Annotated in this window: 22 protein-coding genes; 17 read left to right on the top strand and 5 right to left on the bottom strand. The window is 67.6% G+C overall.

What is annotated here, in order from left to right; genetic code table 11:
• Positions 1-72 precede the first annotated feature (72 nt).
• Positions 73-1,542, bottom strand: a complete 1,470-nt coding sequence (locus NNX37_RS05920; protein ID WP_255791378.1) for a peptide MFS transporter — start codon at positions 1,540-1,542, stop codon at positions 73-75.
• A 209-nt stretch (positions 1,543-1,751) separates the two neighbouring features.
• Between NNX37_RS05920 and NNX37_RS05925 the strand changes: the two genes are divergently transcribed.
• On the top strand, positions 1,752-2,738 hold the full coding sequence (locus NNX37_RS05925; protein WP_255791379.1) for an MsnO8 family LLM class oxidoreductase: 987 nt from the start codon (positions 1,752-1,754) through the stop codon (positions 2,736-2,738).
• Between the two features lie 9 nt (positions 2,739-2,747).
• On the opposite strand, the gene NNX37_RS05930 is transcribed toward NNX37_RS05925, so the two are convergent.
• On the bottom strand, positions 2,748-4,148 hold the full coding sequence (locus tag NNX37_RS05930) for an amidase (protein WP_255791380.1): 1,401 nt from the start codon (positions 4,146-4,148) through the stop codon (positions 2,748-2,750).
• Between the two features lie 147 nt (positions 4,149-4,295).
• Between NNX37_RS05930 and NNX37_RS05935 the strand changes: the two genes are divergently transcribed.
• The 4 genes from NNX37_RS05935 to NNX37_RS05950 all read left to right on the top strand — a co-directional run bounded on the left by NNX37_RS05935 (position 4,296) and on the right by NNX37_RS05950 (position 6,985).
• Positions 4,296-4,622 (top strand): rhodanese-like domain-containing protein, encoded by a 327-nt coding sequence (locus tag NNX37_RS05935; RefSeq protein ID WP_255791381.1) that lies wholly within the window; start codon positions 4,296-4,298, stop codon positions 4,620-4,622.
• Positions 4,619-5,599 carry a prephenate dehydratase gene (pheA, locus tag NNX37_RS05940; protein ID WP_255791382.1) on the top strand — a complete coding sequence of 327 codons (981 nt, stop codon included), beginning with the start codon at positions 4,619-4,621 and terminating at the stop codon, positions 5,597-5,599. Before NNX37_RS05935 ends, pheA begins: the two co-directional genes overlap by 4 nt.
• Positions 5,600-5,649: 50 nt before the next feature.
• Positions 5,650-6,624, top strand: a complete 975-nt coding sequence (locus NNX37_RS05945) for a DNA topoisomerase IB (protein ID WP_255791383.1) — start codon at positions 5,650-5,652, stop codon at positions 6,622-6,624.
• A 94-nt stretch (positions 6,625-6,718) separates the two neighbouring features.
• Entirely contained in the window at positions 6,719-6,985 is a 267-nt protein-coding gene (locus tag NNX37_RS05950; RefSeq protein WP_255791384.1) for a hypothetical protein, read from the top strand.
• 48 nt (positions 6,986-7,033) lie between these two features.
• Here NNX37_RS05950 and NNX37_RS05955 read toward each other — a convergent pair whose 3' ends face one another.
• Positions 7,034-8,107: a diacylglycerol/lipid kinase family protein gene (locus tag NNX37_RS05955; protein WP_255791385.1), complete on the bottom strand. Its 1,074-nt coding sequence runs from the start codon at positions 8,105-8,107 to the stop codon at positions 7,034-7,036.
• A gap of 67 nt (positions 8,108-8,174) precedes the next feature.
• Here NNX37_RS05955 and serS point away from each other — a divergent pair, with 67 nt between their 5' ends.
• The gene (gene serS, locus NNX37_RS05960) at positions 8,175-9,449 is read left to right on the top strand and encodes a serine--tRNA ligase (RefSeq protein ID WP_255791386.1); all 1,275 of its coding nucleotides are present in this window, start codon (positions 8,175-8,177) and stop codon (positions 9,447-9,449) included.
• A 120-nt stretch (positions 9,450-9,569) separates the two neighbouring features.
• Positions 9,570-10,418 (top strand): HAD family hydrolase, encoded by an 849-nt coding sequence (locus tag NNX37_RS05965; protein WP_255791387.1) that lies wholly within the window; start codon positions 9,570-9,572, stop codon positions 10,416-10,418.
• A gap of 1 nt (position 10,419) precedes the next feature.
• On the opposite strand, the gene NNX37_RS05970 is transcribed toward NNX37_RS05965, so the two are convergent.
• Positions 10,420-11,055, bottom strand: coding sequence for a hypothetical protein (locus NNX37_RS05970; RefSeq protein ID WP_255791388.1), 636 nt, complete (start codon positions 11,053-11,055; stop codon positions 10,420-10,422).
• Between the two features lie 84 nt (positions 11,056-11,139).
• On the opposite strand from NNX37_RS05970, the gene NNX37_RS05975 reads away from it, so the two are divergent.
• Positions 11,140-11,355: a hypothetical protein gene (locus NNX37_RS05975; protein WP_255791389.1), complete on the top strand. Its 216-nt coding sequence runs from the start codon at positions 11,140-11,142 to the stop codon at positions 11,353-11,355.
• Positions 11,356-11,437: 82 nt separating this feature from the next.
• Here NNX37_RS05975 and NNX37_RS05980 read toward each other — a convergent pair whose 3' ends face one another.
• Positions 11,438-11,983: an inorganic diphosphatase gene (locus NNX37_RS05980; protein ID WP_255791532.1), complete on the bottom strand. Its 546-nt coding sequence runs from the start codon at positions 11,981-11,983 to the stop codon at positions 11,438-11,440.
• 218 nt (positions 11,984-12,201) lie between these two features.
• On the opposite strand from NNX37_RS05980, the gene dacB reads away from it, so the two are divergent.
• The 9 genes from dacB (at position 12,202) to folK (ending at position 21,414) form a co-directional block, all read left to right on the top strand.
• Positions 12,202-13,629 (top strand): D-alanyl-D-alanine carboxypeptidase/D-alanyl-D-alanine endopeptidase, encoded by a 1,428-nt coding sequence (gene dacB, locus NNX37_RS05985; protein WP_255791390.1) that lies wholly within the window; start codon positions 12,202-12,204, stop codon positions 13,627-13,629.
• Positions 13,630-13,710: 81 nt separating this feature from the next.
• Positions 13,711-14,895: a zinc-dependent metalloprotease gene (locus NNX37_RS05990; RefSeq protein WP_255791391.1), complete on the top strand. Its 1,185-nt coding sequence runs from the start codon at positions 13,711-13,713 to the stop codon at positions 14,893-14,895.
• Positions 14,896-14,901: 6 nt separating this feature from the next.
• Positions 14,902-16,041, top strand: coding sequence for a tRNA lysidine(34) synthetase TilS (gene tilS, locus NNX37_RS05995; protein ID WP_407079926.1), 1,140 nt, complete (start codon positions 14,902-14,904; stop codon positions 16,039-16,041).
• A 37-nt stretch (positions 16,042-16,078) separates the two neighbouring features.
• Complete coding sequence (hpt, locus tag NNX37_RS06000) at positions 16,079-16,630, top strand: hypoxanthine phosphoribosyltransferase (protein WP_227912540.1); 552 nt, start codon at positions 16,079-16,081, stop codon at positions 16,628-16,630.
• Between the two features lie 189 nt (positions 16,631-16,819).
• Positions 16,820-18,910: an ATP-dependent zinc metalloprotease FtsH gene (ftsH, locus tag NNX37_RS06005; RefSeq protein WP_255791392.1), complete on the top strand. Its 2,091-nt coding sequence runs from the start codon at positions 16,820-16,822 to the stop codon at positions 18,908-18,910.
• Positions 18,911-18,983: 73 nt separating this feature from the next.
• A complete protein-coding gene (folE, locus tag NNX37_RS06010) occupies positions 18,984-19,598 on the top strand; it encodes a GTP cyclohydrolase I FolE (RefSeq protein ID WP_255791393.1) in 615 nt (204 codons plus the stop codon).
• 7 nt (positions 19,599-19,605) lie between these two features.
• Positions 19,606-20,511: a dihydropteroate synthase gene (folP, locus tag NNX37_RS06015; RefSeq protein ID WP_255791394.1), complete on the top strand. Its 906-nt coding sequence runs from the start codon at positions 19,606-19,608 to the stop codon at positions 20,509-20,511.
• Positions 20,512-20,515: 4 nt separating this feature from the next.
• Positions 20,516-20,926, top strand: coding sequence for a dihydroneopterin aldolase (folB, locus tag NNX37_RS06020; protein WP_255791395.1), 411 nt, complete (start codon positions 20,516-20,518; stop codon positions 20,924-20,926).
• Positions 20,923-21,414, top strand: coding sequence for a 2-amino-4-hydroxy-6-hydroxymethyldihydropteridine diphosphokinase (folK, locus tag NNX37_RS06025; protein WP_255791396.1), 492 nt, complete (start codon positions 20,923-20,925; stop codon positions 21,412-21,414). The genes folB and folK overlap by 4 nt, the downstream gene beginning before the upstream one ends.
• Positions 21,415-21,416 lie beyond the last annotated feature (2 nt).

Here is a 21,416-nt window from a genome sequence, read left to right on the forward strand (position 1 = left end):
TGACGCAACATAAAAAAGGACGGCGGTACCGGAAAATTCCGGTACCGCCGTCCTTGGAAAAGCTCCGGGTGCTTAGCGCACGCCGCCCATGAGCTTCTTGATCGACGGTGTGGCCGCGGCCAGGGCAATGCCCAGGATGATCGCGGTGACCCCGCTGAAGGTGAAGTAGCTGACTTCGGTTTCCGGGTCGTAGAACTGTGCCAGCCAGCCGGCCAGGGTGGTGCCCAGGGAGACGGACAGGAAGAACAGGGCCACCATCTGGGTCCGGAAGACTTCCGGAGCCAGCTTGGTTGCCACGGACAGTCCGATCGGGGACAGGAACAGTTCAGCAAAGGTGAACAGCAGCAGGATGCCGGCCATGGCCAGCAGCGGGGTGCTGTTCGGGGCTCCGCCGGAGAACGGAATGAACGCCAGGAAGGCAAGGCCCATCACGGCCAGGCCCAGGGCGAACTTCAGCGGGGAGGACGGCTGGCGGTCGCCCATCTTGGTCCAGACGCCGGCGAAGACAGCGGCGAAGATGATGATGAAGACCGGGTTGATGGACTGCACCCAGCTCGGCGGCATTTCCCAGCCGAAGATGCTGCGGTTCAGTGAGGAGTCCGCGTACATGGCGACCACCGTGAACTGCTGCTGGAACAGGGCCCAGAACGCAGCGCTGGCGATGAAGAGCGGCATGAAGGAGTACACCCGGCGGCGTTCCACCCGGTTCACCTTCTTGCTGCTGAGGATGATCACGAAGTACGCGACGGCGGCCACGATGGCGAGGATCGCCATCACCACCGCGAGGTTCTTGGCGGTCAACAGGTCGAAGACAACGGCCAGCACAATGACGACCACAGCGGCAGCTGCGATGAGGCTGACCTTCATGTACTGCTGCTTCGGCAGCGGGTTGGCTACCTGGTGGGCGGATGCGGGCAGGTTCTTGCGGGTCACGCCGTACTGGACCAGGCCGATGGCCATGCCGATGGCGGCCAGGCCGAAGCCGTAGTGGAAGCCGTATTCGCTCCACGCCAGGCCGGTCAGGATCGGGCCGATCAGGGCGCCGATGTTGATGCCCATGTAGAAGATGGAGAAGCCGGCGTCGCGGCGCTGGTCCTTTTCGTCGTACAGGGTGCCGACCAGCGACGTCGCGTTGGCCTTCACACCGCCGGAACCCAGGGCGATCAGGATCAGGCCGGAGGCCAGTCCGACGGCGCCGGGCAGCACGGCCAGGGAAATGTGGCCCAGCATGACCAGGGCTGCAGCATAGAACAGCACCCGTTCGGCGCCGAAGACCCGGTCCGCCAGCCACGCACCGAGGATGGTGGAGAGGTAAACACCGCCGCCGTACGCACCGACCAGCGACACAGCAACGGCCTCGTTGATGCCGAGGCCGCCGTCGGTGGTGCTGTAGTACATGTAATACAGCAGGATGCCCTGCATGCCGTAGAAGGAGAATCGCTCCCACAGCTCAACGCTGAAGAGGTTGGCCAACATCCGGGGATGGCCGAAGAAGGTTTTACGCGCTTCTTTTACGCCTGAGGTACTGGGGGTATGGCTCACGAGTTTAATATTCCCACTCTCGGCAGGTGGTCAAGCAGGCAAATCCGAAAGAATCCGCCGGGGACAAGGAAGGTTGCCATCCCTGAGTGCCCAAAATCACAGGCAAAACGGATGCTTTTGCCTGCATTACATGCTTGTAAGCCTGCATGACGGAAGGATTTGCGCGACCGGTCCGGAATTCCCTAGCGGGAGGCCGGGTTGGAAGGGGTATGGCCCGCCTCAGTGTTCCCGTTTCCATCCTCGACCGCGCGAACAACCGTGAGGGCTTTTCGGAAGCTGATGCACTCTCGGCCGTGCTCCAGCGGGCGGAGATGGCGGACAGGCTCGGATATCGGCGCTTTTGGGTGGCCGAGCACCACGCGGTGGCGGGAATTGCCGGTTCGACTCCCGCCGTCCTGATGGCTGCTCTGGCCGGACGCACCGGGAGCATCCGGATCGGCTCCGGAGGCGTGATGCTGCCGAACCATCAGCCGCTGGTCGTGGCTGAGCAGGCCGCCACCCTGCAGGCCCTGTATCCCGGCCGGATCGATCTCGGGCTGGGCCGGTCCGTCGGTTTCACTCCGGCGGTGCGCGCCGCACTGCAGGCGGGGCCGGCCGAGGCGGAGCAGTTCGAGGAGCAGCTGGGACAGCTGCTGGCCTACCTCAACGGCACCGCACCGATCACCGCGCGTCCCCGGGACAGCGGACGGACGCCGGTGTTTGTGCTTGCCACCGGAGCAGGAGTGGAAATAGCAGCCCGGGCGGGCCTCGGCGTCGTCCTGGGCGGCCCGGCACTGTTCCGGCGGAACAGCGCCGGGCAGACGGGCGCACTGGAGCGGTACCGCTCGGCGTTTCGTCCCTCGGACCGCTTTCCCCGGCCCTACGTGCTGGCGGCAGTCAACGTTGCCGTGGCGGACAGTGAGGAGAAGGCAAGGGAACTGCTGCTGCCCGAGGCGCATGCCATGGCCGATTCCCGGACCAAGGGCGTGTTCCCCGCCCTGTCACGCGCGGAGGGCGCCGCCGCCCTGTCCGCACGGCAGCAGGACCTGGTCCGCGCCACCCTTGCCACCTCCGTCTACGGGACAGCGGGACAGGTGCACGGCCGGCTCGAGGAACTGGCGGCCTCCTCGGGTTCGGACGAGCTGCTGGTGACCGGCGGCGCGTTCGACATCGAGGGGCAGCGGGAATCCGATCGGCTGCTGGCAAGCCTCTTCTAATCCGGGCGGTCAGTAGCCTAGCTGCGCTGCCACGGCCAGGAGATCCGCTTCCGCACCCGGACGCCCGATCAGCTGCACACCCATCGGCAGTCCGGCCTCCGTGTCCAGCACCGGCAGGGTAATGGCCGGGAGGCCGCAGACATTCACCATGGATGTGAACGGGGAGTAGCGGCACTGACGGGCGTAGTCCTCATCCGCGCGGTCTTCAGGCGCCTCGTGGCCGCTGCCGTACCAGCCGATGGGACGCGGCGTCATCCCGAGAGCGGGGGTCAGGATCATGTCGTAGGCGCTGTATTGCCGGATGGTCTCGGCCTCGAAGGTCCGCAGGACGTCGACGGCGGCCACCAGGTCCGCGGCGCTGCGCCGAAGCGCCCGCTGCCGCATCACCGCCGCCAGATCGGTCAGCCGGTCTCCGCCGCCCGGCGGCAGGGCGGCGGTGGCCAGCCCGGCCGTCCACACCACCTGGAAGGCGTCCGGATACCGCTCGTCATACACCAGGTCCGCGTCCGCCAGGTCATGGCCGGCACTGCTCAGGGCCGCAATGCCGGCGTCGAGCGCCTGCACCGCCTCGGGATCAAGCCGGATATCCAGCCGGGACTCGAACGGCGAGCGGGTGCTGACCCCGATCCGGAACCGGCCCTCGGCGCGCAGCGCGGCGGCCAGGAAGGTCCCGGGCACCGGTGCCGCGCTGGTGGCGCGGTAGTTGGGTTCGTCCACCATCGCATCGAGCAGCAGGGCCGCATCCGCTGCGGTCCGGGCCAGCGGACCGGCCACCACGAACTGTCCGAGGTCCTGCTGCGCCGAGCCGGACGGGATCCGCCCGCGGTTGGGTTTGAGGCCCACCAGGCCGGTCGCCGCTGCCGGGATGCGCACGGAGCCGCCGCCGTCGGTCCCCGGCGCAAAGGGGATCAGGCCTGCGGCCACAGCGGCTGCGCTGCCACCCGAGGAGCCGCCGGGGCTGAGCCGCGGATCCCGGGGATTCCGCGCCGGCGGACCCACCCGGTTCTCGCTGTAACTGCTGAGTCCGAATTCCGGAACCTGCGTTTTGCCCAGGCTGATGGCTCCGGCCCGGCGCAGCACGGCCGGCAGGGGCGCGTCCTCCTCGGCGACCCGCGGGTCCAGGGCGGTGCTGCCCATAGTGGTGCGGACCCCCGCAACATCGGTCAGGTCCTTGTGCGCCAGCGGCACCCCGTGCAGCACCCCCAGCTTCTCGCCCCGGATCCTGCGCGCATCCGCCGCCCGCGCCTCGGCGACGGCGAGTTCCGGCGTCGTTGTCAGGAAGGCACCCAGCTCCGGATTGAGTTCCTCGATGCGCCGCAGGTAGTGGATAGTGACTTCCTCGGCGCCGAGGGCGCCGGAAGCCAGTGCATCCCGCAGCTCGACTGCGGTCAGTTCGTGGGGAGCGGGCATTGCCTGCCTTTCGGTACGTGCGGGTGCCGGGGGTTTGTTCTCTCGGACCGCGTCCCACTATAGGCTGGAGAAAACGGCCCCTGCGGCGGCCCGGGCGCGCCCGGACTGCGGTGCGGGGCGACACCCCGTACGACAGTGAGGGCAGCCATGACCGAGATGCAGAGCGTAACCGTAGACACCATTCCCGAGGGAGCGAAAATCCTCGACGTCCGGGAAGACTACGAATGGGAAGCCGGCCACGTCGACGGTGCCCTCCACATTCCGCTCGACCAGCTGCCCGATGCCCTCGAAGCGCTCGACCCGGACCAGGACCTCGCCGTCATCTGCCGCACCGGCGGCCGCAGCGCCCGCGCCACGCAGTGGCTGGAGGCCAACGGCTACTCCGCCGTCAACGTGAACGGCGGCATGGGTGCCTGGCTCGAGGCGGGCAAACCCATGGTTTCCGACAACGGGCAGGAACCGACCGTTAAATGACCTCCGCCGCCGACACCCAGGCCGCCCCGCACCACCCCGGCCCGCTGGGGGAAACCCCGGTCTATGCCTACCTCGGCCCGGAGGGCACTTTCACGGAGGCGGCCCTGCTGAGTATTCCGGGCGCGCAGGACGCCGTCCGTCTTCCGGCACCCAGCGTGAACTCCGCGCTGGAAATGGTCCGCTCCGGGCGGGCCACCGCTGCAGTGGTGCCGATCGAGAACTCCGTGGAGGGCGGCGTCAGCGCCACCCTCGATGCGCTGTCCGCCGGAACTCCGCTGCGGATCCTGCGCGAGGTCCTGGTGCCCATCACCTTTGTGCTGGCGGTGCGCCCGGGTCTGGCACTGGCCGATATCCGGACGGTCTCCACCCATACGCACGCCTGGGCGCAGTGCCGGGAATGGGCCGCAGTGAATATTCCTGATGCGGAATATCTCCCTTCGGCCTCCACGGCGGCGGCGGCCGTGGAACTGAGCGAAGCGGAGCCGTCCTTTGACGCTGCGATCTGCGCCCCGCTGGTGGCGCGGCGGCTCGGGCTGGAAGTCCTGGCCGAGGACATCGGCGATGTCCGGGACGCCGTCACCCGCTTCGTGATGATCAGCCTGCCGGGGCTGCTGCCCGAACCCACCGGTTCCGACAAAACCACCCTGGTGATTCCCCTGCCGGAGGACCACCCGGGCGCCCTGATGGAAATCCTCGAGCAGTTCTCCTCGCGGGGAGTGAACCTCAGCCGGATCGAGTCACGTCCCACGGGGATGTTCCTCGGCGACTACTTCTTCAGCATTGACGCCGACGGCCATGTGGCCGATGCCCGGATGGCCGACACCCTGAAGGGCCTGCACCGGATCAGCCCGGATCTGCGGTTCCTGGGGTCATACCCGCGGGCTGACCACCGCGAGACCGAAATATCCCGGCACACCAGCGACGAGGCGTTCCGCGCCGCCGACATTTGGCTTGACTCCCTGCTGAACGGATACTAGGGCTAGACGCCGCGGCGGAACCGGTCCGCAGCGGGCGAAAGGTGCGGACGATGGCTCGGCTTCGGCGAAGCAACTGTGAACACCCCGGGTACTCCCGGCGGCGCTGGGGCAAGGGTTTCAGCTACCGCGACATCCGCGGCAACGTCATTGCCGACCGTGCGGTGCTGGCCCGGATCCGTTCGCTGGCGATACCGCCCGCGTGGACCGAGGTGTGGATCAGCCCCTATCCCAACGGCCATATCCAGGCCACGGGAACCGACGGCGCCGGCCGCAAGCAGTACATCTACCATCAGCACTGGCGCGAGATGAAGGACCGGGAAAAATTCGACCGCGCGCTGGCATTTGCGCAGTCACTGCCCGCAGCGCGCCGCCTGATCACCAAGCACCTGCGCGCCGACGGGTGCAGCGGGGACCGGGCCCTGGCGGCCGCCCTGCGGATTGTCGACGCCGGTGCGCTGCGGGTCGGCGGCGCCCGGTATGCGGAGGCCAACGGCTCCTACGGCACCACCACGCTGCGCATCGAGCACGTGCATCTGGACGGAACGGAAGTACGCTTCGACTTTCCCGGTAAGAGCGGGCAGGAATGGCACACCACAATAAAGGACGCAGACCTTGCCGCCGCCCTCGAGCCCATGCTCCGGCGCCCGGACGCGGACACGGCCCTGGCGTATCTGGGCGCTGACGGGGCCTGGCACAGCGTTGATGCCGCCCAGCTGAACGCTTTTTTGAAGGAAGTCACGGGTGGGGAGTTCAGCGCCAAGGACTTCCGCACCTGGCAGGCCACGGTGGTGGCTGCCATGTCCCTGGCCCGGCTGGCACCGGAGGCCACCACCAGCCGGGCGAAGCAGAAGGCCGTGGCCGCCACGGCCCGCGATGTCGCAGACCACCTGGGCAACACGCCGGCCATTGCCCGCAAGTCCTACATTGACCCCCGCGTCGTGGACCGCTTCTTCGACGGCCACGTCATCCCGGTCACCGGATTCTCCGCCTCGGAGACCGCGGTGCGGAGCATGCTCGAGGATTAAGCGGGTTTCCGCCGGCACCGGCGATAAGTATGCTGAGGGAAGGCGCGCGCAGTATTGGCGCACTGGAAAACCACCACAGAAGGAAGGTGCCGGCATGAGCGAGTACCCCAATGAACAAGAGCAGCTCAAGGACCCGAAGCCCAGCGGTGTCTCCACCAATGACGATAACTACCGCGGCGATGTCGGCGACCAGGGCAACGACATCCGCTTTGCCGAGGAAGAGGCGCTGATCCGCGAGCAGGCTTCCCCTTCCTCCCTCGATGAGGACGAAGGCAAGTACACCGCCGCCGAGGGCGCCAAGACGGACGAGGACCGCGAAGGCGGCTACACCGACTCCGAGGGCACCCAGGACGGCAAGTAACGCCTGGCCCCTCTGGAACGGCCCCGCACCCTCCGGTGCGGGGCCGTTCTACTTTCCGCGCGGCAGTACGGGAGAGGGCGGCACCCGGACCAGCAGGGCGCCGGTGTCCACCTCGACCGTGATGGCGGTGGCGGGACCGGTGAGGTCGCCGTCGAGCTGGGTCTGCGTGGGCTCCGCAACGGTAACCGTGACTTTCCGGACCCGGTGGTGCCGGATCACCGGAAGGTCTTTGGGGTAGCGGGTCATCACCTTGCCGGCCACCCAGGCCCAGCCCAGGACGCTGCGAGGGCTCATGATGATGACGTCCAGCAGCCCGTCATCCACCACGGCGTCGGGAATGAAATCGATCCCTGCCGGCAGGCGGCCGGTGTTGGCCACCAGCACGCTGTGGACCTTCTGCGACACCGCCGGCCCGTCATCCAGGCTGACCGTCATCCGGGTCCTGCGCCCCGGCAGCAGGCGGACGCCCGCTTCGCTGTAGGCCAGCCAGCCCACCCGCTTTTTCAGCTCATCCCGGGTGGCTGCGATGACCTGGGCGTCCAGGCCGATCCCGCCCATCACCAGGAATGCGTTGTGGGAGGTGCGGCCGGTGGCTGAATCCTCCAGCAGGATGGTTGCCATATCGATCTGCCGCACATCCCCGTGCAGGGAATTGCGGATGTTTCCGGCCAGGTCCGCCACGGAAATGTCCAGGTTCCGGGCCAGCAGGTTGCCGGTACCCAGCGGGATCAGTCCCAGTGCGGCTCCGGAATGCGCCACGGCCCGCGAGACTTCGCGGATGGTGCCGTCGCCGCCCGCAGCGAGGACGACGTCGGCCCCGGACTCCAGTGCCTGCAGTGCCTGGAGGTAGCCGGGGCTGTCCACGGTGGTTTCCAGGATCAGCGGCGGATCCCAGCCTGCAAGCTCGCAGGAGGTCCGCAGCAGCGCCTCGGCGTCGGGTGCCAGTGCCTTGACCGGGTTGATGACCATGGCGACCCGCTGGTGCGCCGCGCCCCGCGGGGCGAAGACCGCCGCGTCCGCAGCCGCCCGCCGCCGTCCTCGGGTACCGATAAGAACCCATGTTGCCGCGGAGGCTAACAGGGCGGCGCAGAGGACCAGGATGAGCGTAATTTCAACGGGCATGATGCCTCTCAGAATAGCCGCCGCACGGCAAACCAAAGGCCCGGCGGGTTTTCGGTACTCTTGAGACGTGATCGATGTAAATGAGCTCCGCGAAAATCCTGAAAAATTCCGAGCCTCGCAGCGCGCCCGGCTGGCCGACGAGAGCATTGTGGACGCGATCATTTCCGCCGACGCTGCCCGCCGCGATGCCCGGACCCGCTATGAGACCCTGCGTGCCGAGCAGAATGCCTTCGGCAAGCGCGTTGCCGCCGCGAAGGGCGAAGAGAAGCAGGCCCTCCTAGCCGAGGTGAAGGAACTGGCCGCCTCGGTCAAGGCCGCCGGCGCCGAGGCTGACGCCATCCAGGCCGAATCCGATGCGCTGCTGCGCCGGATTCCGAACCTGATCTCCGACGGCGTTCCCACCGGCGGCGAGGACGACTTCGAGGTCATTAAGACCGTCGGCAAGCCCCGCGACTTCGAGGCCGAGGGCTTTGCGCCCCGCGACCACCTGGAAATCGGCGAGCTGCTCGGCGCCATCGACATGGAACGCGGCGCCAAGGTCTCCGGCTCCCGTTTCTACTTCCTGCGCGGCGTCGGCGCCCGGCTGGAACTGGCACTGCTGAACATGGCCATGGACCAGGCCGTGAAGGCCGGGTTCGTCCCGATGATCACCCCCACCCTGGTCCGCCCGGAGACGATGCAGGGCACCGGCTTCGACGTGGCCCACGACGCCGAGATCTACCGCCTGGCCGAAGACGACCTGTATCTGGTCGGCACGTCCGAGGTGCCGCTGGCCGGTTACCACTCCGACGAGATCCTCGAGCTCGACGGCGGTCCCGTCCGCTACGCCGGCTGGTCTTCCTGCTACCGCCGCGAAGCAGGCTCGCACGGCAAGGACACCCGCGGCATCATCCGCGTCCACCAGTTCAACAAGGTGGAAATGTTTGTCTACACCCGGCCCGAGGACGCCGCCGAGGAGCACCGCCGGCTGCTGGCCTGGGAAGAGGAAATGCTGGCCAAGGTCGAGCTGCCCTACCGGGTCATCGACACCGCCGCCGGCGATCTGGGCATGTCCGCCGCACGGAAGTTCGACTGCGAGGCCTGGGTTCCCACCCAGAACGCCTACCGCGAGCTGACTTCCACCTCCAACTGCACCACCTTCCAGGCCCGGCGCCTGAACATCCGCGAACGCCAGGGCGGGGGCAAGGGCACCCGCGCGGTCGCCACCCTGAACGGAACGCTGGCCACCACCCGGTGGATCGTCGCCATCCTGGAGCACCACCAGAACCCGGACGGCTCGGTAAACGTTCCCGCTGCCCTTCAGCCGTACCTGGGCGGACTGGAAGTCCTGCCGGTCCTCTAGCGACGGCAGGCACGCACGACGGCGGGACCTGCCGGGTTCCGCCGTCGTGGATCTCCCGTCCGCCGCATTCCTGCGGCACCGGTCCTACCGTCTTTCCGGGGAGGATGTTTAGATAAAGCGATGACAACTTTGAGTACTGCTGGCATCGAAGACCAGCAAACACCTGACAAGCAGCACCTCGTAGCGCTGGACGTGGACGGAACCCTCGTGGACCATGACGGCCACATGTCCCCGGGCGTACGCAGCGCCGCACGCGCCGCCGCCGAGGCAGGACACCATCTGGTGGTGGCCACCGGCCGGTCCTTCGGGGCCGCGCTGCCCATCCTTGAACTCCTGGGACTGACCACGGGATACTGCGTCTGCTCCAACGGCGCCGTGACCCTGCGCCTGGATCCCTCCCTGGAAGACGGCTACGAAGTGCTGGACCGTGTGGTCTTTGATCCCAAGCCGGCCCTGGCAGCGCTGCGGGCAAAGCTGCCGACGGCCAAATTCGCCCTCGAAGACGCTGAAGGACGGTTCCTGTCCACGGAACGTTTCCAGGACGCCAGCTTCGGTGCCGAAGCCCTCGCCGTGGACTTTGAAACCCTGCTGGACGCGCAGGCCGTACGCGTAGTGGTCTTCAGCACCGACAGCACGGCGGAGGAATTCGGCTCAGCCGTGGAAGCAATCGGCCTGCACGGCGTGACATATTCCGTGGGCTGGACCGCTTGGCTGGATATCGCCGCTTCGGGGGTCACCAAGGCCAGCGCGCTGGAGCAGGTCCGGCGCCGGCTGGAGGTTGATCCCACACTGACCGTCGCCCTGGGCGACGGCCGGAACGACATTGAAATGCTGGACTGGGCGGCCCGCGGCGTGGCCATGGGGCAGGCGCCGGACGAGGTGCTGGCCGCAGCCTCCGAGGTCACCGGCACGGTCTATGAAGACGGCGCCGTGGGTGTCCTGGCCAGCGTGCTGGACGGCGCGGCCTAGCTCACACCCGGTAGGGGAGCGCTGCGGGCGGCAGCGACGCCGGACCGTAGACCAGGCCCAGCAGCCGTGCAGCGGCGGGGCGGGTGGCCCATTCCTCGCTCCAGTGGGACCGGACCACTGCCTTGCTCACGGCCTGGGCGGTGATCCCCAGTTCCTGGGCAACAAACTTCTGCTGCCCGCGCGCACCGGGAGTCATCAGGTCCAGCACCTTCCACTCTGCCTCGGTCCGGGCTGCCACAATCAGGCCGAGCAGCCGCAGCACCGCTTCGGCCTCCGCCGCCAGCTCCCCGTCCGGCCCGTCCACGGCGAGCGGGACCCGGTCGCCGGTGCGCTGGGCGCGTTCCACTGCGCGCCGGGAATAGACCAGCCCGTAGCCGCGTGCGTCCGCCAGGTTGTCCGGCAGCGGGACCTCTAGTTCTCCGACTCCCACGCCTACATGCCAGCGGCGCTGCCGCACCGCGATGAGGGCCGCCTCAACCGCAGTGGCGGCATCCGTCAGCACCACCTGGGCTTCATCACCGATGGTTCGCTGGAAGGGAACCGCGGCAGGCAGATGCCGCAGGGACCGGATCAGGTCCGGCACCAGGTCCCCGACGTCGCGGGAATCCCGTTGGTTGATGGTCAGCACAAAATGCATGGCACCAGCATGTCAGACCCCCGGGAAAACAACCGATTGCGGTTGCGGCGCGTCCCGGGTGCCGCTGCGGGTAGAGTCTGGCGCATGACCAGCCAGAAGCACGCGCCTCGCCCGGACCGCCGCCCGCTTCTTCCCCTGCTGTTTTCTGCGGGGGTCCTTCTCCTGGGGCTGTGGGCCGCCTGGCTGACCCACAGCTGGATTGTGCTCGGGGTTGCCGTTTTTGTGGCGCTCTTTCCGGCCCGGACCCATGCCGGGGATGTGCGTGCCTGGGCCTGGGGCAGAACCCGCGGCGGCCACTGAGTGCCTGAGGGCCGGCAACGGGCGTTAAACGCCGACGGCGGCCGGGCCCCGCAGGAGCCGGCCGCCGTCGTGACGTGGAACTTTAGTTGTTGATGGGGTTGGCGTCGACGTCGCGGCCCTGGGCCTGGTCGTCTTCGTGGCCTTCGCCTTGTGCGGAGAAGCGCTCCAGGGAGGCCAACACTTCAGCTTCGGCAGCTTCGCGGCCGGCCCAGTCAGCGGCTTCAACCCACTTGCCCGGCTCCAGGTCCTTGTACTTGGTGAAGAAGTGCTTGATTTCATCCAACAGGAAGTCGGACACGTCCGAGAGGTCCTGGATGTGGTCGAAGCGCGGATCCACCGGAACGCACAGGACCTTGGCGTCTCCGCCGCCGTCGTCCACCATGTTGAACACGCCGATGGGGCGGGATTCGACCAGCACGCCGGGCATCAGGTCGAAGTCCTGGAGCATCACCAGGGCGTCCAGCGGATCGCCGTCCTCACCCAGGGTGTTTTCGAAGTAGCCGTAGTGGGTGGGGTAGGCCATGGCGGTGAACAGGACCCGGTCCAGGCGCAGGCGGTGCGTTTCGTGGTCGATTTCGTACTTGACCCGGGATCCCTTGGGGATCTCGATGGTGACGTCGAGCGTCAGGGGCTTTTCAGGCATTGCGACTCCTCACTGGGGTGGCCCGCAGGGGGAGCCACTGGAAAGACTGCATAACGGATCTTGCGCGGTCGTGTCCCGGGTCCGGTTAGGTTCGGGACGGTGCCGGCATCGGTCTAGTCTTAAAGATATATGTCCCGTGCCGTGTTCGACGCACAGGACCCGTTGGCCGGGCTTGCCGGCGAGAATGAAAGAGTCGGTGGGACATGTCTCGGATGTTCTCCGCTGTGCTGCTGGCGCTGGCCTTTGCAGTGCTGCTGGTTCCGCTGGCCTGCTACGTCGTCCCGCCCCTCGCCGCATCCCTGGACGGTGAGCGGCTGCAGCGTGCCGAAGTTGTCCCGGACTACCAGGAGCCGCCCGAAAAGCTCACGGAGGACGGACCGGTGTCCGCCCCGCAGGCAACAGACCCGATGCCCGGCACTGCCGAGCTGGCCCGGCTGCTGGATGCCAGGCTGGCCGTGGAGGGCGGCGCCGCAATCTCCGCCGTCGTGCAGGACGCGCTGACCGGCACCGTGCTTTATGAGCGCGCCGGCTCCACCGGGCTGGCCCCGGCTTCCACCCTCAAGATCCTGACCGCTGCCGCATCGCTGTCCGCGATGGACGGGGACACCCGCTTTCCCACCACTGCGCTGCCGGGCAAGGACCCCGGAACAGTGGTCCTGCGCGGCGGGGGAGACGTGCTGCTGACCGCGGGAGCGTCGGACCCGGACTCGGTGGCCGGCCGTGCCGGACTGGCCACCCTGGCGGAGCAGACCGCCGCGGCGCTTGCCGCCGACGGGGCTGCCGGACCGGTTAAGGTCCTGGTGGACGATTCGCTGTTCAGCGGCCCGGCGCTCTCCGACGCCTGGGGGCAGGCCGACGTCGAGGCCGGCGAGATTGCGCCGGTCCACGCCCTGGCAGTGAGCTCGGCCTGGGAGCAGGAGGGCACCGGTCCGGGACCGCGGGTCGACGACGCCGCCCTGTCCGCCGGGGAGTCCTACCGCGCCGCCCTTGCTGGGGCCCTGGCCGCCAGGGGCATCGACGTGGACCCGTCCGTGGAGCGCGGCACCGCGGCAGCCGGAGCCGTTGCCCTGGCCGAAGTCCGTTCGGCGCCGCTGACCGAACAGGTCGAGTACATGCTGCTGAATTCGGACAACTACCTGGCCGAAGCGCTGGCCCGGCTCAGTGCAGCCGCCGCCGGCCGTGAGGCGTCCTTCGCCGGGGGGATCGAGACGGTTGAGGCGGAGGTGGCCGCCCTGGGCGTGGACACGGGCTCGATGGTGCTGGGGGACGCCAGCGGGCTGTCCGGCGAAACCTCCGTGTCCGCCGCGCAGCTCACCTCGCTGATGCAGATCCTGCTGACCAGCACGGACCCCGATCTGCGGTCCGTGGCGGGCGGCCTGCCCGTCGCGGCACTCAGCGGAACACTGGCCGGACGCTACGACGAAAGCGCCGATTCCGCCGCCGCGGGCATTGTGCGGGCCAAAACAGGCACCCTGCTGGCCGTCACCGCGCTGAGCGGGTACGCCACCGACGCGGACGGCCGGGTACTTGCCTTCACCTTCATTGCCGGCGGGCTGGATGGAAACACCCGGCAGGCACGCGACGCCGTGGACGCCGCCGCCGCGGTGCTGGCCGGATGCGGGTGCCGGTAACCCTGCACGGACCCGGCGGGCGGCAGCTCACTAAAGCCCGGGGTGGTGTGGCGCCGGAACCCGATGTGGTCGAATGGAGCCATGGAGAGCAACGAGCGAAGCCGTCCCAGCCCTGTCCCCGCGCCGTCCGGCCCTGCAGGGCAGAACAGTGACGTCCACCCGTCCTCCGGCGCAGCGCCGGCACTGGTGAACTGGGACCTGGCAGCTTCCACAGCCGGGGCCATGGTGGCGCCCGGACCGAAGATGTCCGCCCGCGAGATCCGCGATGCCGTGGCGGGCCTGCGTGCCGCCGCCGACGCCTCAGTGGCCCACGTGCACCGCATCACCGGTCTGGAAGCCGCCCGCGACCTGCGGGATTCGGACGTGCTGATTGTGGACCGCGCATCCTGGGCCCGCGCGAACTCCCAGAGCTTCTCCGTGCTGATGGGACCGGCCCTGCAGCACCTGGCGGATACCCGGCCCGAACAGCTGGCCGCCGCCAACACGGCGCTGGGCGGAACCATGACCGGCGCGCAGCTGGGAACGATCCTGGCGTTCCTGTCCAGCAAAGTGCTGGGCCAGTATGATCCCTTCGCCGCCCTGGGCGGGGTGGGCAAACCCGGCGGACGGCTGCTGCTCGTGGCGCCGAACATTGTGACGCTGGAACGTGAGCTGAACGTGGAACCGGCCGACTTCCGCCTCTGGGTCTGCCTGCACGAGCAGACCCACCGGGTGCAGTTTGCCGCCGCCCCGTGGCTGCGCGGGCACATGCTGGAGCAGATCAGCCAGCTCTCCAACGGCATGATGGACAAGGCGCAGACCATCTCCGAGCGGCTGGGCTCCGCCGTAAAGGCGCTGAAAGCACCCAAGGGCGGCCTGGACGAAAACGGCGTGCCGACCAAGTCCGTGGACCTGTTGTCCCTGCTGCAGGATCCCGAGGACAAGGAACGCCTCTCCCACCTGACCGCCGTCATGTCGCTCCTTGAGGGCCATGCCAACGTGGTGATGGACGCCGTGGACGCGAGCATTGTGCCCAGCGTCAAAACCATCCGGCAGCGGTTCAACAACCGCGGCGCCAAGCGCGGCTGGATTGACCGGTTCTTCCGCCAGATCATGGGCCTGGACGCCAAGATGCGCCAGTACAGCGACGGCGCCCGCTTTGTCCGCGCCGTCACGGACCAGGTGGGCATGGAGGGATTCAACCGGGTGTGGGAACGCCCCGAAAACCTCCCGACCGAAGCGGAGATCCACTCCGCGGACCTATGGATTACCCGGATGGGACTGTAACCGAACGTGCTCGACGAAAACCCGAACAACTCAAGCTCCAACCCTGCGGCAGACACGACCTCCCGCCCCGCCCCGCGGGTACGCAAACGGCTCCTTCCCACGCTGGGCGACGCACGCAACAGCATCCGGGACACCCTGCGCGACGCCGGCCTGGTTCCGGGCGGGGACACTCCGCCCCTGATCCTGGTGGCCTGCAGCGGCGGCCCCGACTCCCTGGCCCTGGCCCTCGCGGCGTCGTTCTTCTCCCGGCGCGGAGACTACCGGGTGGGTGCCGTCGTGGTGGACCATCGCCTGCAGCCGGGCAGCGCCGAGGTGGCCGCCTCTGCGCGGGACAAGCTGGAACAGATGGGGCTGGATCCCGTCCTCGTCCGGCAGGTCTCGGTGCCGGAGTCCGGTATGGGCCCGGAAGCTGCCGCACGGACCGTCCGCTACGCGGCGCTGGACGCCGCAGTGGAGGAACTGGAAGCCGACGCCGTCCTGCTGGGGCACACCCTCGATGACCAGGCCGAGCAGGTCCTCCTGGGCCTGATGCGTGGTTCCGGCACCCGCTCCCTGGCCGGCATGCCCGCCGTCCGCGGCAAATACCTGCGGCCGTTCCTGAGCCTGCGCCGGGAACAGACGCTGGAGATCTGCGCGCACGCCGCACTGGAGCCCTGGCACGATCCCAGCAACCGGGATCCGGCCTACGCCCGGTCCCGGGTCCGCACCGAGGTGCTGCCGTTCCTGGAGGACATGCTGGGACCCGGCATCGCCGAAGCGCTGTTCCGTTCCTCACGTATCCTCTCCGCCGATGCCGACTATCTGGACGCCGTGGCAGCGCAGGCCTTCGAGGAACTTCGGGCAGCCGCACCGGCTGGCAGCGCCCCGGATTCCGAAGAGCTGCTGCTGCCGGAAGCGCAGCTGCGGGAGCTTGCCCCCGCCGTCCGCCAGCGGGTCCTGGCCCTCGCGGCACTCGCCCTGGGCGGGGCGCAGCCGAGCTATGAACGCCTCGCTGCGGTCCAGTCGCTGCTGCGGCGCACCGGGTCCGCAGGACCGGTCCAGCTGGTGGGGAAAGTCAGCGTGTACCGCCAGCCGCGCGCCAAATCCGTTCACCACGGTGCCGCAAGCTATGGCAATCTTGTGTTTAGGAAAAAGAGCAGCACCTAACATCCAAGCTGCAACACTTCGCACCCGGGAGTCATTCGTGGATTCACACGACGTCCAGTCAGATCTCAAGCACGTTCTCTACACCAAGGAACAGATCCAAACCCGGATCACGGAACTGGCGGCCGAAATTGACCGCGACTACGCCGGCCGCGACGTCCTGCTGGTCGGGGTGCTCAAGGGTGCCGTCATGGTGATGGCCGACCTGTCCCGCGCCCTGCACAGCCACGTCACCATGGACTGGATGGCGGTGTCCTCCTACGGCTCCGGCACGCAGTCCTCCGGCGTCGTCCGTATCCTCAAGGACCTTGAGACGGACCTCCTGGGCAAGCACGTGCTGATTGTCGAGGACATTATCGATTCCGGCCTGACGCTTTCCTGGCTGCGCACCAACTTGGAATCCCGCGGCCCGGCCAGCGTGGAAATCTGCACCCTGCTGCGCAAACCCGATGCCGCCAAGGTGGAAATCGACGTTAAGTACGTCGGTTACGAAATCCCCAACGAGTTTGTGGTCGGCTTCGGCCTGGACTTTGCCGAGCGTTACCGCAACTTGGACTTCATCGGCACCCTGGCGCCGCACGTTTACGAATAACAGTTCCGGCCCCGTTCCTCCCCGTCCCCTATGCGGGGACCGTCATGAACGCCACGCTCTACGCCCTGAGGGAACTAATCCCCTCCCCGGACCGTGTTCTTCTGGGGAACCGTGTATAGCTAGTAGGTAAATTCCGCGCACACCAGCGTTGTTGACCAGGAGGGACGGGGCAGATAGCCCTGACGACGAATGAAATCCAAGAACTTCTTCAAGGGCCCGCTCATTTGGATTGCGCTGGCAGTGGCCGCCCTTTTGATCCTTGTCCCGAGCCTTTCCTTCAGCGGCGCCAAGCAGGTGGACACCAAGGAAGGCCTGGAGCTTCTTAACGGCTCCGATGTGACCCAGGCCAAGATTTACGACGGCGAGCAGCGGGTCGACCTGACCCTGGAAGGCAATGCCGCCAAGGATCAGGGCACCAGCGACGTGCAGTTCTACTTCAGCACGGCGCGCGGCGAGGAAATCGTCCAGGCGGTCAACGATTCCGGGGCCAACTACACGGACCAGCCGGTGCAGACCAACTGGTTCACCAGCTTCCTGGGACTGTTCCTGCCGTTCATCATCATCGGCCTGATCTTCTGGTTCCTGATGTCCCGCATGCAGGGCGGCGGTTCGCAGGTCATGAAGTTCGGCAAGTCCAAGGCCAAGCTGACCAACAAGGACATGCCGCAGGTAACCTTCGACGACGTCGCCGGCGCGGACGAGGCCGTCGAGGAGCTCCACGAAATCAAGGAATTCCTGCAGGACCCGGGCAAGTTCCAGGCCGTAGGCGCCAAGATCCCCAAGGGTGTGCTGCTGTACGGCCCTCCCGGCACCGGTAAGACCCTGCTGGCCCGCGCCGTTGCCGGCGAGGCCGGCGTGCCGTTCTACTCCATCTCCGGTTCGGACTTCGTGGAAATGTTCGTCGGCGTGGGCGCCTCCCGCGTCCGCGACCTCTTCGAGCAGGCCAAGGCCAACTCCCCGGCCATCATCTTCGTGGACGAGATTGACGCCGTCGGACGCCACCGCGGTGCCGGCGTGGGCGGCGGCAACGACGAACGCGAGCAGACGCTGAACCAGCTGCTGGTGGAAATGGACGGCTTTGACGGCAACACCAACGTCATCCTGATTGCTGCCACCAACCGGCCCGACGTCCTGGACCCGGCACTGCTGCGTCCGGGCCGCTTCGACCGCCAGATCGGCGTGGAAGCCCCCGACATGCAGGGCCGGCTGCACATCCTCCAGGTCCACGCCAAGGGCAAGCCGATGGCACCCGGCGTCGACCTCGAGACCGTGGCCCGCAAGACTCCGGGCTTCACCGGTGCGGACCTCGCCAACGTGCTCAACGAAGCAGCGCTGCTGACCGCGCGTTCCAACGCTGACCTGATTGACGACCGCGCCCTGGACGAAGCCATCGACCGCGTGATCGCCGGCCCGCAGAAGCGCAGCCGCGTCATGAAGGAACTCGAACGCAAGATCACCGCCTACCACGAAGGCGGACACGCCCTCGTGGCTGCCGCCCTGCGGAACACGGACCCGGTCACCAAGGTGACCATCCTGCCGCGCGGCCGCGCCCTAGGCTACACCATGGTCCTGCCGCAGGATGACAAGTACTCCATCACCCGCAACGAACTGCTGGACCAGCTGGCCTACGCCATGGGCGGCCGTGTTGCCGAGGAGATCGTGTTCCACGACCCGTCCACCGGTGCCTCGAACGACATCGAAAAGGCCACGTCCACGGCCCGCAAGATGGTCACCCAGTACGGCATGAGCGAGCGGATCGGTTCGGTCAAGCTGGGCTCGGGCGGCGGCGAGCCGTTCCTGGGCCGCGACATGAGCCAGGAACGCAACTACTCCGACCAGGTGGCCTACGTGGTTGATGAGGAAGTCCGGCGCCTGCTGGACAACGCGCATGACGAGGCGTACCAGATCCTCACCGAAAACCGCGATGTCCTGGACCGGCTGGCCCTGGAGCTGCTGGAACGCGAAACGCTGAACCAGGCCGAGATCGCCGAAGTCTTCTCGGACGTGCGCAAGCGCGACGTCCGGGAGGTGTGGCTGTCCAAGCCCACCCGCCCGGTCCACAGCATGCCGCCCGTGGTGTCCCGGAAGGAACGGCGCGAGGCAAAGGAAATCGGTGCCCCGGATCCGGCCTCGGTTGCTCCCCAGGACCAGATTGCCGACGCCGACCTGCCGAAGGACTTCGACGTTTCCGGCAACGGGCTGCCCCAAAGCAGCGGGAACGGCACCCACCCCGGCCGGAACGGAACGTCCGGCAGCGGCAACACAGCGCCCGAGGCGTAGTCAGGCAGCGGGCGGCCCGGACGGCCGCCCGCTGCAGCCGGGGAACAAAGTCCCGGCGCGGTAGGATCGACCAGTGACGGATTTCGATGACGACCTATTGACCCGCGCCGCAGCAGCGGATTCACCGGTGGATCAGCCAAGGATTGAACGTGCGGTCCGGGAGATCCTCCTCGCTATCGGGGAGGACCCGGACCGCGACGGTTTAAAGGAAACCCCCGGTCGGGTGGCCAAGTCCTACACGGAGATCTTTGCCGGGTTGCACCAGAGCCCCTCGGACCTGCTGGCCACCACCTTCGACCTGGACCACGAGGAAATGGTCCTGGTGAAGGACATTCCCTTCTACTCCACCTGCGAACACCACCTGGTACCGTTCCACGGCAGTGCGCACATTGGCTATATCCCCTCCCACGAGGGGAAGGTAACCGGCCTTTCGAAGCTCGCCCGGCTGGTGGACGTCTACGCCCGCCGGCCCCAGGTGCAGGAACGGCTGACCACGCAGATCGTGGACGCACTGATGACGAATCTTTCCCCCCGCGGTGCCATAGTTGTAATTGAATGCGAGCACCTGTGCATGTCGATGCGCGGGGTCCGCAAGCCGGGCGCCAAGACCGTGACCTCGGCGGTGCGCGGCCAGCTACGCGAGACCGCGACCCGCGCAGAAGCAATGAGCCTGATACTCGGACGATAGGACCACCATGGATTCACTCGCTGCCGCACCCGGCACCGGACCGGCAACGTCACCGCTTCCGGTGGTGCGCCCGGCCCGCAGGGCACGCAGGCTCTCCGACCTTCCCGCCGACCGCACCCTGGTTATGGGCGTCCTCAATGTCACGCCCGATTCCTTCAGTGACGGCGGGCAGTTCGCAGACACCGACGCTGCTATCCGCGCGGGCCTGAAGATGCATTACGAAGGTGCGGACATCATCGACGTCGGCGGCGAGTCCACGCGGCCCGACTCCGTGCGGATCTCCCCGGAGGAGGAACAGGCACGGGTTCTGCCCGTGGTTGAGGCGATGGTCCGCGCCGGCGCCCTGGTCAGCATCGACACCATGAACGCAGCCACGGCGGAAAAGGCCATTGCCGCCGGCGCCGCGGTCATCAACGACGTTTCCGGCACGGAAACCGATCCGGACATGCCCGGCCTCGTTGCACGTACGGGCGTTTCCTACATCCTGATGCACAGCCGCGGCAACGTCCGCAGCAATGACCCCAATGCCAGCTACGCCGACGTCGTCGAAGAAGTGGCCGCGGAACTGGTGAAGATCCGCGACCGGTTCTATGCTGCCGCCGTCGCCCCGGAACAGATCATCCTTGATCCGGGGCTGGGTTTCTCCAAGGATGCCGAACAGAACTGGGAGCTGCTGCGCGGACTCGACCGCCTCGGCGCCCTGGGTCACCGCGTACTTGTCGGGGCATCCCGCAAGCGCTTCCTCGGCTCCCTGCTCACCAGCTACGGGAAGGCGGCCCAGCCGCTGGAACGGGACAACGCAACCGCCGCCGTGTCCGCGCTGGCGGCAGCGGCAGGCGTCTGGGCGGTCCGCGTGCACAACGTTCCGGCCAGCCTCGATGCCGTCAAAGTCACCGCGGCCTGGAAAGGGTAGGCAGATGCTGAGTTCCTTGGTTTCCGGCACAGCCCCCGGCGGGGCGGCGCAGCGGGACCGGATCACCCTGACCGGCATCACTGCCACGGGTTTCCACGGCGTTTTCCCCGAGGAACGCCGGGACGGCCAGCCCTTCATCGTGGATCTGGTCCTCTACACCGATCTGGGCCCGGCGGCCGCCACGGATGACCTGACGCTGACCGCGCATTACGGCGAAGTGGCCGAGCAGGTGGTGCAGGTCATCACCGGCGAACCGCTGAATCTCATCGAAGCGCTGGCGGGTCGGATTGCCGACGCCGTCCTGGCCGGCTTTTCCGTCCTGGGCGCCGTGGAGGTCACGGTGCACAAGCCGAAAGCGCCGATCACGGTGGAATTCGGCGACGTAGCAGTCACCATCCACCGGGAGCGCGCATGAGCGCCGTGCATTCCATCCTTGCCCTCGGGAGCAACCTGGGCGAAAGCCGGGACACCCTCTCCACGGCGGTAGCTGACCTGGCCGACCATCCCCAGGTGCGGCTGAGCGCGGTTTCCCCCGTGGTCCGCACCCGTCCGGTCGGCGGACCCGAGCAGCCCGACTACCTCAACCTGGTGGTGGCGATCGAAACCGACCTGGAACCGCACGCCCTGCTGGCGCACTGCCAGGCAGTCGAAGCCCGGCACCACCGCGAACGCATTGTCCGCTGGGGACCGCGGACCCTCGACGTCGACATCATCACCTACGGCGATCTCCGCCTGGACGATGAGGACCTCACCATTCCGCACCCCCGTGCAGCGGAACGGGCGTTCGTCCTGCAGCCCTGGGCCTGGATGGAACCGGACGCGCGCCTGGGTTCGGAGCCCGTGGCCGACCTCGCTGCCCGCGCCGAGGACCTTCCCGGACTCGAAGTCTTCGAAGGAGAATGAGG

Origin of the sequence: Arthrobacter zhaoxinii, assembly GCF_024385505.1 — a bacterium.
Classification (GTDB): Bacteria; Actinomycetota; Actinomycetes; order Actinomycetales; family Micrococcaceae; genus Arthrobacter_B; species Arthrobacter_B zhaoxinii.